This window comes from Methylacidimicrobium cyclopophantes (assembly GCF_902143385.2).
GTDB lineage: Bacteria > Verrucomicrobiota > Verrucomicrobiia > Methylacidiphilales > Methylacidiphilaceae > Methylacidimicrobium > Methylacidimicrobium cyclopophantes.
Genome location: NZ_CABFUZ020000081.1, coordinates 35,731 through 50,007 on the forward strand (window position 1 = coordinate 35,731; position 14,277 = coordinate 50,007).

The following is a 14,277-nucleotide window of genomic DNA, read 5'->3' on the forward strand; positions in this document are numbered from 1 at the left end:
ACGCGGAGAAACGGCTACGGCACGACGGTAAGGGACGTGGCTGCCGAGACTTCCGGGTAGCCGGCCAGGGTCATCTCGATGCGGTAGGTTCCCGGAGTGAGCGGACGATCGAGGTCCTGGATCGGCAAGACATCCGTAAACGTCAGACAATCGCCCGGGTCGAGCATAGACATCCCCTCGATGGCCAGAAACTCCTTATCCGCAGACCAGACGTAGAGCGGCTGGTTTGCCGCATCCCGCAAAACAAAGTCATAGCGCTGGGCGTTAGGAAAATTGAACGCGTAGGTGCGCTTCCCTTTGTTGAGCACCTGAAAGGTGAGCCGCAGCGTAGCCGACTCGAGTCGATCGTGCAGTAAGGCCAGAGAGAAGGGATTCCGTTCCACCTGAAGCCGAGCTTCTACGTTCCGCAGATTCACCTGGTTGGCCTTCTCGATTCGTTTCGGGTCGCCGAAGCGGAAGGAAAAGAGGCTCCAATGTCTCCTCGGGGTGTCGTCGATGATGTTGGGATGGGTATTCTTGCTCGGGCTCACGTCGATGGCCCAGGCAGGGGCACTCGCAAGCAGGCAGAGAGCGAGAACCAGCGTCCGTTTCACCAAAAAAAGTTTACCGAATGCAGCGCAAGCGTCGATCCCTTTTCTCTAGCCGCGGGCGATAGGTTTCTCTTGCTCCGGCGGGTGGCTTGAGCGATTAGTGCCGGAAGCGGTGCCGACTGCCAAACAGTGGAACCTCCCGAACCAGATCAGCCTGGGAAGGCTTTGCATCTGCGGGCTCTTCGTCGGGGACGTCAGCGTATCGTGGAGCTACTCCGCCACGACGGCCCTTTTCCTCTTTGCGCTCGGGAGCCTCACCGATTGGGTAGACGGCTGGATCGCGCGGAGGAACAACCTCGTCAGCGACTTGGGCAAGCTCTTGGATCCTCTAGCTGACAAGATCTTGATCTGCGCCGCCTTTCTGGCGCTGCTCGAGCGGGGGATCGTCCCACTTTGGGCCGTTGTCGTCATCATGGCTCGGGAGTTTTTGGTTACGGGGCTGCGCGCATTGATCGCCGCGCGAGGGGAGGTTTTGGCCGCTGGCCCTTCCGGGAAATGGAAGACCTTGGCTCAAATGGTCTACGTGCTCCTGGTTTTAACGCAAATGGCTCTGGCGGAGCTGGGGATGGGCAAGTGGATGAGCGACCGGCTCTGGGGAATTCTGACCGCTGCCCTCCTCTGGTTGGCAGTCACGATCACCTTTGTCTCGGGCGTCCTCTACTTTTATCGTTGTCGTGCTCTGGTCTTTTCGGAAGAAGGCCTTGTGGAAGGAGGGAGAGAAGCTCTTGGTTGCCGGCCCTGCTCTGCGGGCTCGGGGAAACGGATGGCCCGCTCTTAAAGAAGCGGAGCCCGTCGTCCGAGCTTTGGGAAGCGGATTGCAGTCCCTGATCCTCCGAAAGGGAGGGATCGTGGAGAAACGGCGCGGCTTCGCGACGGAGCACGCCGATTTCTGGTTGCTGCCCACTCCATGCCCAAGCGGAGAAGATTCAGCCGGGCTTCCAATTCTTAGTGGAAGAGCGCGAGCCAGCGGAGGCGGAAGAGGTGGAACTGCAGTTCGTAGCCCGCCTCGTCTGGTCGCGCTTTCTGTCCGATTGGCGGAGCGTGAGCCGGATCGTCCATTTGCAGCTTTGGAACGAAGATCTCCTTCGGGAGAGATTTGCCTACGGAGAAAAAGAGGGATTACATCTACTGATGGTCCGCGTTTATCGGACCGAAAAGGGGAAATACCCTTGGGATCGCAGCCTGGGGGGCTGCCGGTCTTGGGTGAAGGTGGAGCGTCCATGGGGCGAAGAATTGACCCCGGTGCTCTCCGAAGCGGAGTTCGGCTCACGGGAACGGGAAGTGCGCGCTGCGGTCGAAATTGGATGAGATTGGATGAGGGTAGGCGCCGGTCTTCTCGGATTTCGGATGGCGAAAATCGAGGGGGAGATGCGGGAAGAGAGCCGGGGAGTTGTAGGGCTTTTGTCGCTCTCCGCAAGGCGTGGAACTCCGGGAAAGAGAGGGAGAAAGGGAATGAGTGAGTTTTTTTGGGCAGACAGCTCCTGGTTGGGGGTTCACTGGAGCGTGATGAAGGTGATCGGTTGGGCGGGCAATCTCCTTTTCTTCTCGCGTTTTGTCATTCAATGGCTGGCCACGGAGCGGAAAAAGACGGTGGTCGTTCCGTTGGCCTTTTGGTACTGCAGCCTCGGAGGCTCGCTGCTCCTCTTGATCTATGCGCTGTCGCGACGAGATTCGGTCTTTGTCTTCGCGTATCTCTTTACGTGGATTCCCTACATCCGGAACCTCTACTTTGCCCATCGGGAACGACGACTGAGCGTCGCTCCCGTTGCGGCCTCCTCGCAAGCCGAGACGGTCTCCCCGCCCGGCGGCGGATAATGGATGCTCTTGCGCGAGGAAGCTCCGACGGATCGAAGTCAGGCCGAGGCGGCCCAAGTCATGGTGCCCTTGTAGGCTTCTTGGGGTTCTTCGATTCCGAAGTTCCCGGCGATGAGCTCCTCGATTCGGTCGAGCTCGCTCCGGGTGAGGGGGGGAGAGTCGGGGGCTGCGGCGAATTCCTCGAGCTGCTCCAGGGCGTAGATGTTGGGGAGGCAGGAGAGAATTCGCGGCTCGCAAAGAATCCATTGTAACGCGGCCTGCCCCAGAGTCCTTCCGGGCACTTCCAGAAAGCGGAGCTGCTCCACCTTTTTTAAACCGTTGGGAAGCCAATGGGCCGGTCGATGGTTGCGATGGTCGCCTTTCGGGAAGGTTGTCTCAGCGGTGTACCTACCCTCGAGCAAGCCGCTCGAATGCGGAACCCGCACGAGGAAACGGGGGTTTTGATCCGGAGCCGCGTCCATCAGCGGCCGCCCCGGAAAGGGTTCGAGGAGGTTGTAGATATGCTGCACGACGTGCGGCCGGCGGCGGCGGAGAGCCTCGATTCCTTCGTAGAGCCAGCCGATCGCCGGCCCGAGAGCGATGCCGTACGACCGAATTTTCCCTTCTCGGCGGAGAGCGTCGAGAAGCTCCCAGATACGGTCGTCGTCAACATGCTCCATCCGGATGTTGTGGAGCTGGAGATTGTCGATCGTCTCCCGCCGGAGACGCCGCAAGGAGCTTTCTACGGCTCGCCGGAGGAAGCTCTCCGAAAAATCCTGGGGGAGCTCGCGTTGGCCGGGACCGCGGGAAGAGCCGGAAAAGTCGTATCCGACCTTGGTAGCGACCACCACCCCGCTCGATTCGCCGCCGAAGGCCTTACCGAGCAGCTCCTCACCGTAGCCGTAGCCATAGACGTCCGCCGTGTCGAAGAAGTTGATGCCCAAATCGAACGCACGGTGAAGAAAATCGAGAGCTTGCTTTTCGGTATATTCCCCCCACCATCCGGTGGATAGTGTCCAGAGGCCAAAGCCGACTTCCGAAACCTTTTGTCCCGTCTCGCGCAGCAACCGGTACTTCATAAGCTTATCGTGTGACAAACACCCGTGGCAGGAAAAGAAAAAAGGCTGACAGCGACTTCGTTGCCGGTAGAGTAGGAAGGATTATGATCGTCGTTCGCAGGCCGGATCTTTCCTGGGTGGAACAGCTCTATCTTCCTGGATTCTGGGAGGGATTGAAGATCACGTTGCGCCATTTCGTGGCTAGGTTATCGGGGAAGACGCATATTACGCTGCAGTATCCCGAGGAACGCCCTCCCATTCCTCCCGGTTATCGAGGGGCGCCCGTCTTGGTGAAGGATGAGGAGGGTCGGGAAAAATGCGTGAGCTGCCAGCTTTGCGAGTTTATTTGCCCCCCGCGCGCGATTCGGATCGACCCCGGCGACATTCCGGAAGATTCCCCCTACGCCAAAGTAGAGAAAGCGCCCAAGGAGTTCTGGATCGATATGACGCGTTGTATCTTCTGCGGCTACTGCGAGGAGGTCTGTCCGGAAGAGGCGATCTTTCTTCTGCCGCAAACCTATTCTTTGAACGGCCGGAGCCGCGGAGAGCTTCTCCACGACAAGGCCAAGCTCTACGCGATGGGAGGCGTGTTGCCTCGGCCGATCCGGAAGTGGGCTAACAAGTAAGCCGCCGGACGGCGCCCCCTGGAAGTCGGAGAGTTTTCAGAATCGCTCTTGATTTTCTGTGGGGAGTCGCTAACGACGGAACAGTCGGAAAGAAGGGATGGAAGGATTTTTATTCTGGTTTTTGGCCTTCGGCTTATTGAGCAGCGCTGTTGCGGTGATCGTGAACCGGAGCCCGGTCGCTTCGGCTTTGGGTCTTGTCACGATGATTCTCGCCTTGGCCGGGCTTTTCGGGCTTCTGGGGGCATACTTCCTAGCGGCTGTGCAGGTGTGGGTCTATGCGGGCGCGGTCATGGTGCTCTTCCTCTTCATCATCATGCTGCTCGACTTGAAGGCGGAAGAGGTCACTCCCCTTCGCCCCCTCGGTGTGGGGGCGGGTCTTCTGACGATAGTCCTCCTGGGGATCGGTTTTTGGCGCGCCATCCCGGCTTCGGCATGGGAAACGAGCGGGGCGGGGGCCGGGGAAGCGAGCGACGCCGCAAGCATCGGGCACTTGCTTTTTAGTGCGTATGTGCTGCCCTTCGAGGGGGTTGGCCTTCTCCTGCTCATCGCGATGATCGGGGTGATCGTCTTGAGCAAGAGCGACGTGTAAAGAAAGAGACGAGGAGGGGATGGGAACAGTGACGCTGGGTCATTACTTGGTGCTGAGCGGGCTCCTTTTCGCCATCGGCTTGGCTGGGGTCATCATTCGGCGCGATCTTCTGATCATGTACATGTGTCTGGAGATCATGCTGAATGCCGCGAACCTCTCCCTGGTCGCCTTTAGCCGGTTCTCTCAGCAGATCCGGGGTCAAGTGCTCGTCTTCTTTGTCATCACCGTGGCGGCGGTCGAAGTGGCGGTCGGACTGGCGCTTCTGGTCTCGCTCTACCGGATGAAGCGAACGACGAAGGCCGAAGAGATCACCGCATTGAAATTTTAATCGCTTATGGCTTGGTTGCTCCTGTTAGCTCCCTTGGTTTCCGCATTTCTGGTTTGGGTGGCCTTTCGCCGGCACCCGCGAGCCAGCCAAGCCGTCTCGATCACGGCGAGCTTGATCACATTTTTGACGGCGATCGGGATCGCTCTCGGCAAGATCGAGGCACCGGCCTCGCTCGCCTGGATCGATCTCCCCGGGCTTCGCGTCGAGATCGGAATGACCTTGGACTCCCTGGCTCGGCTCATGCTGCTGATGGTCACGGGGGTTGCCTTCCTGATCCACGTCTACTCGCTCGGTTACATGGCGGAAGATCCCGGCCGAGGCCGGTTCTTCGGGGAGCTCTCGCTCTTCCTCGCCTCCATGATCGGGATCATCGTCTCGACCAATTTCATCATGATGTACATCTTCTGGGAGCTGGTGGGAGTGAGCTCCTATCTGCTCATCGGTTTTTGGTTCGAGAAAAACTCGGCCGCCGATGCCGCTCGAAAGGCCTTCCTCGCCAACCGCGTCGGCGACTTCGGCTTTTTGCTGGGGATCCTGACGTTTTGGGCGACCTGCGGGACCGTGGCATTCGATCCTGCGGCGGCGCGCGGGTTGGCGGGTAACAGCCTTGCTCCCATCGCAGCGCTCCTTCTCTTTTGCGGCTGCATAGGGAAGTCGGCTCAGATTCCTCTCCATGTTTGGCTTCCTGACGCGATGGAGGGCCCGACCCCCGTCTCCGCTCTCATTCATGCGGCCACGATGGTGGCGGCGGGGGTCTATATGCTCTGCCGGATCTTCTTCGTTTTGGAACTCTCTCCCGAAGCTCTCTCCGTCATTGCGTGGACCGGAGGGATCACGGCGCTGGTGGCGGCTTTGATCGCGACTCAGCAGAACGACATCAAGAGGGTGCTTGCCTATTCCACGATGTCGCAGCTCGGTTACATGGTTCTTGCCGTGGGATGCGCCGGAACGACAGCGGCCATGTTTCACCTGACGACCCATGGATTTTTCAAGGCGCTCCTCTTCATGGGGGCGGGTTCCGTGCTCCATGCGTTGCACCACGAGCAGGATATTTGGAGGATGGGCGGAGTCGGCCGAAAGATGCCGTTGACCTTCGCGACATTCGGGATCGGCGCGGCTGCGCTGGCCGGCATTCCGGGACTCTCGGGATTTTTTAGCAAAGAGGATATTCTCCAGACTGCGGCACAGAGTAAGCCCGCTCTGTTTTGGATCGCGGCCTTGACCGCTGCCTTGACGGCCTTCTACATGACGCGAATCACCTTGGTCGCATTCCTGGGAAAGCCGAGAACGGAGGTTGCGACGCACGCCAAGGAATCGCCGCTGGTGATGGGGATCCCCCTGATCATCCTGGCCGGGCTCGCCATCGTCGCCGGCTATCCCTTTTTCGGGATCCTCCACTACCTAGGGGCGCAGGAATCGGCAGAGAAAAGCCTCCTCGTTCCTGCGGCGTCCTTGACAGCCGTGATTCTCGGTCTGACGGCCGGTGCCGTCGGCTATGGGCGCGCGACTCGCGAGCGCATTGTGATCCCACTCTTGGAACGGAAGTTCTATTTCGACGAGATCTATGACTGGACCATTCTCAAGCTGCAGGAGGAAGCGGCTCGGCTCCTAGCCTGGATCGACCAATGGATCATCGGGTTCTTCCTGGTCCGGGGCGGTGCTTTTCTCGTGAGCTTGGGGGGAGAGATGCTGCGGCTGCTCCAAGCCGGAAACCTGCGAGAATATGCCTTTTTCTTCGCGTTGGGGGCAGGGGGCATCCTCCTTCTGCTCTTCGGCCACTGACCGGCGGGCAACGGAATCGAATCCACTAAGAAATACACCTTCCTTCGCCTATGTCACCCTTGACGATCTTGCTCCTCGTGGAAGCCTCCGCCATCGGACTCATTCTTTTCGGCGCGCCTCCGAAAAAAGTATCGATGGCAGCCGCTGCGGTAAACTTTTTGCTCAGTCTCTGGCTCTACGTCCAGTTTCCCGCCGGTCTCGGCGGCTACCAGTTTGTCGAGAGCCACAACTGGATCGCCCTCAGCGGGCTTCCGGACATTCGATATCACGTCGGGGTCGACGGCTTGAGCCTTCCGCTGGTCCTACTCACCACCCTCGTGACGCTTGCCGCGGTTTGGGTGGCACCGGCGCAAATCAAGCGCGCCGCCGAATTCTATAGCTATCTCCTCTTGTTGTCGCTCGGCGCGCTCGGCGCCTTCGTTTCGCTCGACCTCTTTTTCTTTTATGCCTTCCATGAATTTGCCTTGATTCCGACCTTTCTCCTCATCGGGATTTGGGGAACCGAAAATCGGCAATTCGTCAGCATTCAGCTCACGCTCTATCTCGGCTTGGGCAGCCTCGTTCTGTTGGCGGGGATCATCGCGCTCTTGGGAGCTTTGCCGGCGGGAGCTCGTACCTTCGACATCCCTCGGCTGACGGAATACTTGCGGGAGAATCCGCTCCCTCCAAATCAGCAGCTGCTCCCCTTCGCACTGCTGGCCGCGGGTTTCGGAACCCTCGTTTCCCTCTTTCCCTTCCATTCTTGGGCTCCTTTCGGCTACGCCTCGGCTCCCGCTTCGGCGGCCATGCTCCATGCCGGAGTGTTGAAGAAGTTCGGCCTCTACGGCCTTCTTCGGGTGGCCATGCCCCTGCTGCCTGGCGGAGCGGAGGCATGGAAACCCTGGATTTTGGCCCTCCTGCTTGGGAACATCCTCTTTATCGGCTTTTCCACGATCGCGCAGAAAGAGCTACCTGCGATGCTCGGTTTTTCGAGCGTGATGCACATGGGCTATCTCTTCCTTGGCTTGGCTTGTTGGAACGTGCTCGGTATCAGCGGGGTGGTCTTTCTCATGGTCGCTCACGGCTTGAGCGCGGCGCTCCTCTTTGCCGTGGCGGGCGAGGTTCGGGAGCGCGCAGGAGAAATCCGCTTCTCCGAGCTCGGCGGCCTAGCTCGGAGGATGCCCTTCGTCGCGGTTGCGTTTTTGGTCGGTTCGTTTGCCTCGGTAGGGGTCCCAGGGCTCGCAAATTTCCCTGGCGAACTCCTGATCTTCTTCGGTTCCTGGAGGAGCCAGCCCCTCTTTACCGCCGTGGTGGTCTGGGGAATCGTCATTTCGGCCGTTTACCAGCTCCGGGCTGTGCGGTCTGTCTTTTACGGCGATCTGCCGCAGCACCTAATACAGGCGAACGACGTAGAAGGCTCCGGGCGGATCCCCTACATGCTGCTGATGGCTGCGCTGTTGATTCTCGGAATTTGGCCTGGAACGCTTCTCGGAGTGGTCGGCTCCGGAGTAAGAGGTTTTCTTTCGCTCTACTAGCGAGGAAGCGGAAAGGGAGCTAGGGAGAAGCCCATGCACGAAGGATTGTGGATGATTGCCGCGCCCGAGGTGATCTTGGTGGCGGGAGGAGTGTTTCTTTTGCTTGCCGAGTCCCTGGCCAAGCTCGAATCCAAAGCGGTCGGCGTCCTGGTGCTGGCAGTCCATCTGATCGCCGGGCTTTGCCTCCTGCCATTCATCACCACGAGGGCGGTGATTTGGGATGGACTCTATACCTGGGATCGCTTTGCGGTCTCCGGGAAAGCGTTCTTTCTGGTCGTCGGAATGCTTGTCACCTACTTGAGCTTGGAAGGAGAGGCCAAAGTCCCGGCGGCACGGGCGGAATTCTACATACTGCCCCTCTTTTGTACCGCCGGAATGGCCCTACTCTGCTCCGTTCGGGATTTCGTCCTTCTTTTCGTCGCGCTCGAGCTGGTGACGGTCACCCTCTTCGTCCTGGTCGCCTACCGGCGGTCCGACCCCGCTTCCTTAGAGGCGGGCGCGAAGTATTTGATCGTCGGCGGTTTGGCGACCGCGTTTCTGGTGATGGGGATCGCCTACATCTTTGGCGCAACGGGATCGACCCAATTCGACGCGGTAGCCGGCTTCGCGGAAAGCGAGGGGGTGGGTCCGGTGCTCCTTTTCGGTCTGGCTTTCCTCTTGGTGGGACTGGGCTTCAAAGCCGCCGCGGTTCCCTTTCATATTTGGGCGCCGGATGTTTACCAAGGAGCCCCGACTCCGATCACCGCCTATCTTTCGGTGGGCTCCAAAGCGGCGGGCTTCGTGGTCTTGCTCCGGGTTTTCCTCCTGCCCTTTTGGAATACCGACTTCCAGCGCCATTGGGTGCCCTTGGTCGCATTGCTGGCGGCGCTCTCGGTGGTTCTCGGAAATTTGGCGGCGCTTCCGCAGCGGAATATAAAACGGCTCCTGGGGTATTCGAGCATTAGCCACGCGGGTTTTCTGCTGATCGGAGTCGCCTCGCATAGCTTTCTCGGATTTGCCTCGGTGCTCTACTACTTGATGGCCTACCTGGCGGCGACTTTTACCGCGTTCCTGGTCCTGGTTCTCCTCGAGCGGGAAAAGGGAGGGGAGACGATCGCCGACCTTTCCGGCCTCGCACAAAGGAGTCCGCTATTGGCTTGGTCGATGGCCCTTGCGATGGTTTCGCTGGCCGGCATTCCACCTCTGATGGGATTTTTCGGTAAGCTTCTCGTCTTCCTTGCTGCGTGGGAGAGCGGGCTTCACTTTCTGGTCATAGTCGGTGTGGCTGCGGCGGCCGCCGGAATCTACTATTACGTGATGGTCGTGCGGGCGATGTTCTGGAGCGATCCGGTACACCAAGGCCCGATCGCCGTCCATCCGGCGACACGGGGGTTGCTTCTAGCGCTCAACGTCGGGAGCATCCTTTTCGGATTTTACGTAAAGCCGATTCTTGCCTTGGCGGCTGGTGCGGTGGTCGGGTCCGGAGGTTAGGTCACTCCCGCAGCGCCCCGTAGAAGCTGAGGGCAGTTAGCTCAGAGGCAGAGCGTCTCGTTTACACCGAGAGGGCCGGGGGTTCGAATCCCTCACTGCCCAGAGCGAGCAAAAGCGGAAAAAAAGGGATTGCTCCTTGGCGAGAGCGGATTATTGTCAGCGCGCGGCCCCATGCGACAGTGCCTAATTGACCATGCGTTAGGGCTTTCCATCAGCTTTGCCCTCCTCGGAGTGGCTGCGGCCGTCGTTTTGGCGATCCAAGTACGGGGGATGGATGCCGGCAACGAGCGGATGCGGGAGATCGCCAGCGCCATCCAGGAAGGAGCGGCGGCGTATTTGAATCGCCAGATGCGGACGGTGGCGGGAATTGCCGCAGTCCTCTTTCTTCTGATCGGATTCTTCAAGAGCTGGTGGGCCGCTGGAGGCTTCCTCCTGGGCGCGGGCTGTTCGTTTTTGGCGGGATTCATCGGCATGCGCGTCGCCGTGCTTGCGAATGTTCGAACGGCGCAGGCGGCGACGGTCGGACTCCAGCGCGCCATGCACGCCGCCTTTCGGGGTGGGGCGGTTACGGGCCTGCTGGTAGTCGGACTCGCGCTCTTTTCGGTAGGCACATTCTATTTCCTGTCGTCCTCCTACCAGGGTCTTCGAGAGACCGTATCGGCTCTCGTCGGGCTGGCCCTCGGCGCCAGTTTGATCAGTGTCTTCGCGCGCCTGGGTGGGGGCATTTACACGAAAGCGGCCGATGTCGGCGCCGACCTTACCGGAAAGATCGAGCAGCGTTTGGAAGAGGACGACCCCCGCAATCCCGCGACCATTGCGGATAACGTTGGAGACAACGTGGGAGACTGCGCCGGGATGGCTGCCGACGTTTTCGAAACCTACGTCGTCAGTCTCATCGGGGCCGTTCTTGTCGCGGCGATCAGCTTGGGCGGGGATCCCGCGGCGATGATGTATCCGTTTCTGGTCGGCTGCATTACCATCCTAGGCGCGCTTTGCGGGATCGGATACGTGACCTTTTCCAAGGCCGCTCCGGGAAAGGCGCTGGTCCGTGGGGTCATTGCGAACGGAGTCGTTGCTTCGGCCCTCTTTCTTCCTCTTTGTCTCTGGCTTTTCCCCAACCGGTGGGCCCAAGAGTATAGCTGCTCGGTCATCGGGGTGCTGATGACGGCCGCCATGGTCATGATCACCGACTACTATACCAAGACCACGGCAAAACCGGTGCAAGGCATCGCGCGGGCTTCCCAGACCGGTCACGCAACCAACATCATCGCTGGCTTGGCCTTGGGGATGGAAGCGACCGCGCTTCCGGTCCTCTTCATTGCGATCGCCGTCCTAGCCACCTATTGGCTCGATCAGCTCTACGGCGTGGCGATCGCGGTTCGCTGCATGCTGAGCATGGCCGGAGTCGTCATTTCGTTGGATAGCTTCGGCCCCATCACCGACAACGCGGGGGGCATCGCCGTCATGAGCGGACTGCCGAAGCAGACGCGCCAGATAACTGACGAGCTCGACGCTGTGGGGAACACGATGAAAGCCGTCACCAAAGGCTATGCCATCGGCTCCGCGGGATTGGCGGCTCTCGTCCTCTTCGGCTCCTATGTGGAGGAGCTTCGACATTACAGTTCGCAGGCCACGGCCGAGGGACTGCAATTCCGACTCCAAGATCCCAAGGTGATCGTGGGACTCTTCCTCGGCGCTCTCCTCCCCTACCTGTTTGCCGCCCGGAGCATGGCGGCGGTGGGCAATGCAGCGGGAGCCGTCGTGCAAGAGGTTCGGAAGCAGATTGCGGAGATCCCGGGCCTTCTCCAGGGGACGGCGCGTCCCCTCTACGGCCGTTGTGTCGATATCGTGACGAAGGCCGCATTGCACGAAATGATCTTTCCGGCGCTTCTGCCGTTGATTCTTGTCGTCGCGATCGCGGTAATCCCCGGACTTGGTCCCGTCGTGCTCGGAGGGGCTCTGATCGGCACGATCGTCACCGGTCTCTTCGTCGCGATCTCCATGACCTCCGGGGGCGGCGCATGGGACAACGCGAAGAAATATATCGAGGAAGGCCACTACGGCGGGAAGGGATCGGAAACGCATGCCGCCGCCGTAACGGGTGACACCGTGGGCGATCCTTATAAGGATACCGCCGGGCCTGCGATCAACCCGATGATCAAAGTCGTGAACGTCCTGGCGATTTTGGTGATCGGGATCTTTGCTCGTTACTGGAAACTTTAAGACGAGGTTTGACCCGCGGTCGGGGCTGGCTTAGGCTTTTGTAAAGCGCCTCTCGCATCGCCTCGAGCGAAAGAGAGGCCGCTCCTTCGGAATCGACAACCCGAAGATCTTGGACATAAACCCCCATGAAAGCGACGCAAAAACTCCACGAACTCGGTCAAAGTCTCTGGGTAGACAATATCTCGCGAAAGATGCTCGATGACGGGACCCTGGAGAGATATATCCGGGACTATTCGGTCACCGGCCTCACCTCGAATCCGACCATTTTCGACCACGCGATTGCAAAGAGCCATCGGTATGATGAAGCAATCCAGGAGCATGCCTCGCGGGGCCTTCAGGGAGAACCTCTCTTTTTCGAATTGGCCATGGAGGACCTGCGGAGAGCGGCGGAGCTGTTTCGTCCTATCTATGAAACGACGCAAGGAATCGATGGTTGGGTTTCCTTGGAAGTGTCTCCGCTTCTGGCGTACGACGCCAATCGCACTCTGGAGGAAGCAAAGCGGCTCCACGGCAAGATGGGTTGTCCCAACCTGTTGATCAAGATCCCGGGCACCCGAGAAGGTCTGCCTGCGATCGCGGGGGCGATCGCCGACGGCGTTTCCATTAACGTGACGCTCCTCTTCTCGGCGGAACACTATCTCGCCGCCGCCGACGCCTACATGACCGGTCTCGAGCGGCGAAGGGCGGCGGGGCTTCCCTTGGATGCGGTCGCTTCCGTGGCCTCCCTATTCGTCAGCCGGTGGGACAAGGCGATTCTGGGCAAAGTTCCCGAGCGTCTCCGGAACCAGTTGGGGATTGCCGTGGCCAAGCAGACCTATCGAGCCTATCGGGAGCTTCTCGCTTCCGATCGCTGGCGGTTGTTGGAGAAGGCCGGGGCCAGGCCGCAGCGGCTTCTCTGGGCCAGCACAGGAACCAAAGATCCATCGGCATCCGATATCCTCTACATTCGTGCTCTTGCGGCCCCCGACACGATCAACACGATGCCGGAAGAGACGCTTCTGGCCTTTGCGGATCATGGAGAGATCGGAGAGCTTTTGCCGGCCGACGGCGGCGATGCCGCTAGGCTGCTCGCCGAGTTTCGTGACGTTGGAGTCGACGTTGCTGCGCTGGCCGCACAGCTCCAACGAGACGGAGCCGATTCCTTCGTCTCTTCCTGGAAGGATCTCCTTCGCTCGCTCGCCGAACGGAGCGCCCTTTTGCAGCACGCCTAGCGGGTTGCGCTTCTGGGGAAAGCGCGACCCTTCCGGCGGCTTTTTGAGGCGTTGTTCGAGAAAGAGGAGCGGATGGCGTCGGACGAGCTACTCCTCGAGGCGCAACCCGCTTAAATCGAGTACGCCATTGGTGGCCGTGACGCGGAAGGTATCGCTGCCCGCATTGGGAAACTGGTGGATTGTGCCGCCCGCACTCTGGAGAAGCAGGACCCCGGCCGCAATATCCCAGAGATGGATCTCCTGTTCTAAGTAGGCGTCGATCCTTCCAGAGGCCACGTAGGCCAAGTCGAGCGCCGCCGAGCCGGTCAATCGCACCTTCCGAACCCTGGGGACCAGGTATTGAACGAGGCGCAGCCCCTGATCAATGCCCGCCCGGCTGCGGGAGAAGCCGACGACACAAATCGATTCGGAAAGGCGCGCGCGCCCGCTGGAGGTGATCGGCTTGCCGTTTAGGCGTGGGGACCGATTCCCTTCGACGGTGAACAGTTCTTGGCGGATCGGATCGTAGATTACGCCTACCAAGGTCTGACCCTCGTACCGAGCGGCGATCGATGTGCAAAAATGGGGAATCCCGTAAGTGAAGTTGACCGTGCCATCGAGGGGGTCGACGATCCATTCGATTGTTCCGGTCGGCGATCCCTCCTGACCCTCTTCCCCCAAGATCCGATGGTCGGGGAAGTCGGCGAGGATCGTGCGGGAAATCAGATCCTGGCATCGCTTGTCCGTTTCGATCTTGAGGTCGTAGGTCTTCTCCTCGGAGACGACCACCGGCTCTCCGAAATTCCGTCGGAGGAGATCGCCGGCAACCAAAGCCGCGTCGACGGCCGTCCGGGCCAATTGGGCGGAGAGCGCGCAAAGTTCGGGGGAGAGATGGCTCATGGGCGGATTGGGGAAGTTAGAGAAGAAGGGGCGAAGTCGAGCTCCGCTGTTGCGCTTCCGCGGAAAAAAAGAGCAGCGAGTAGATTCGGGAAACACCCTGTTCCGGCATGGTCACTCCGTATACTGCATCGGCTGCCGCCACGGTAGGGCGATTGTGAGGGATGATCAAGAATTGTGACCGGCAACGCGGCGCAAGTCCTTGGTTTTCGCCAT

General features: G+C 59.9%; 14 protein-coding genes and 1 tRNA gene. 12 read left to right on the forward strand and 3 right to left on the reverse strand.

What is annotated here, in order from left to right; genetic code table 11:
- Positions 1-14: 14 nt before the first annotated feature.
- Positions 15-593, reverse strand: coding sequence for a BsuPI-related putative proteinase inhibitor (locus FN369_RS02030; protein ID WP_142524569.1), 579 nt, complete (start codon positions 591-593; stop codon positions 15-17).
- A 109-nt stretch (positions 594-702) separates the two neighbouring features.
- Here FN369_RS02030 and pgsA point away from each other — a divergent pair, with 109 nt between their 5' ends.
- From pgsA to FN369_RS02050, 3 genes are all read left to right on the forward strand, one after another.
- Positions 703-1,368 (forward strand): CDP-diacylglycerol--glycerol-3-phosphate 3-phosphatidyltransferase, encoded by a 666-nt coding sequence (gene pgsA, locus FN369_RS02035; protein WP_178087612.1) that lies wholly within the window; start codon positions 703-705, stop codon positions 1,366-1,368.
- A 107-nt stretch (positions 1,369-1,475) separates the two neighbouring features.
- Positions 1,476-1,898, forward strand: a complete 423-nt coding sequence (locus FN369_RS02045) for a DUF1802 family protein (RefSeq protein ID WP_142524570.1) — start codon at positions 1,476-1,478, stop codon at positions 1,896-1,898.
- 144 nt (positions 1,899-2,042) lie between these two features.
- A complete protein-coding gene (locus tag FN369_RS02050) occupies positions 2,043-2,405 on the forward strand; it encodes a lipid-A-disaccharide synthase N-terminal domain-containing protein (RefSeq protein WP_142524545.1) in 363 nt (120 codons plus the stop codon).
- 38 nt (positions 2,406-2,443) lie between these two features.
- Here the strand turns inward: FN369_RS02050 and FN369_RS02055 are convergent, their stop codons facing one another.
- The gene (locus tag FN369_RS02055; protein ID WP_142524546.1) at positions 2,444-3,463 is read right to left on the reverse strand and encodes an aldo/keto reductase; all 1,020 of its coding nucleotides are present in this window, start codon (positions 3,461-3,463) and stop codon (positions 2,444-2,446) included.
- Positions 3,464-3,546: 83 nt separating this feature from the next.
- On the opposite strand from FN369_RS02055, the gene FN369_RS02060 reads away from it, so the two are divergent.
- From FN369_RS02060 to tal, 9 genes are all read left to right on the forward strand, one after another.
- Entirely contained in the window at positions 3,547-4,068 is a 522-nt protein-coding gene (locus FN369_RS02060) for a NuoI/complex I 23 kDa subunit family protein (RefSeq protein WP_142524547.1), read from the forward strand.
- 97 nt (positions 4,069-4,165) lie between these two features.
- Positions 4,166-4,657, forward strand: a complete 492-nt coding sequence (locus tag FN369_RS02065) for an NADH-quinone oxidoreductase subunit J (RefSeq protein WP_142524548.1) — start codon at positions 4,166-4,168, stop codon at positions 4,655-4,657.
- A gap of 19 nt (positions 4,658-4,676) precedes the next feature.
- Positions 4,677-4,985, forward strand: coding sequence for an NADH-quinone oxidoreductase subunit NuoK (gene nuoK, locus FN369_RS02070; RefSeq protein ID WP_142524549.1), 309 nt, complete (start codon positions 4,677-4,679; stop codon positions 4,983-4,985).
- A 6-nt stretch (positions 4,986-4,991) separates the two neighbouring features.
- Positions 4,992-6,767 carry an NADH-quinone oxidoreductase subunit L gene (gene nuoL, locus FN369_RS02075; RefSeq protein WP_142524550.1) on the forward strand — a complete coding sequence of 592 codons (1,776 nt, stop codon included), beginning with the start codon at positions 4,992-4,994 and terminating at the stop codon, positions 6,765-6,767.
- A gap of 50 nt (positions 6,768-6,817) precedes the next feature.
- A complete protein-coding gene (locus tag FN369_RS02080; protein WP_142524551.1) occupies positions 6,818-8,281 on the forward strand; it encodes a complex I subunit 4 family protein in 1,464 nt (487 codons plus the stop codon).
- 51 nt (positions 8,282-8,332) lie between these two features.
- On the forward strand, positions 8,333-9,751 hold the full coding sequence (locus FN369_RS02085) for an NADH-quinone oxidoreductase subunit N (RefSeq protein WP_246189487.1): 1,419 nt from the start codon (positions 8,333-8,335) through the stop codon (positions 9,749-9,751).
- Between the two features lie 30 nt (positions 9,752-9,781).
- Positions 9,782-9,853, forward strand: a tRNA-Val gene (locus FN369_RS02090).
- 69 nt (positions 9,854-9,922) lie between these two features.
- On the forward strand, positions 9,923-11,974 hold the full coding sequence (locus tag FN369_RS02095) for a sodium-translocating pyrophosphatase (protein WP_142524553.1): 2,052 nt from the start codon (positions 9,923-9,925) through the stop codon (positions 11,972-11,974).
- A gap of 125 nt (positions 11,975-12,099) precedes the next feature.
- The gene (tal, locus tag FN369_RS02100; protein ID WP_142524554.1) at positions 12,100-13,185 is read left to right on the forward strand and encodes a transaldolase; all 1,086 of its coding nucleotides are present in this window, start codon (positions 12,100-12,102) and stop codon (positions 13,183-13,185) included.
- Positions 13,186-13,272: 87 nt separating this feature from the next.
- Here tal and FN369_RS02105 read toward each other — a convergent pair whose 3' ends face one another.
- Positions 13,273-14,064, reverse strand: a complete 792-nt coding sequence (locus tag FN369_RS02105) for an inositol monophosphatase family protein (RefSeq protein ID WP_142524555.1) — start codon at positions 14,062-14,064, stop codon at positions 13,273-13,275.
- Between the last annotated feature and the right edge of the window lie 213 nt (positions 14,065-14,277).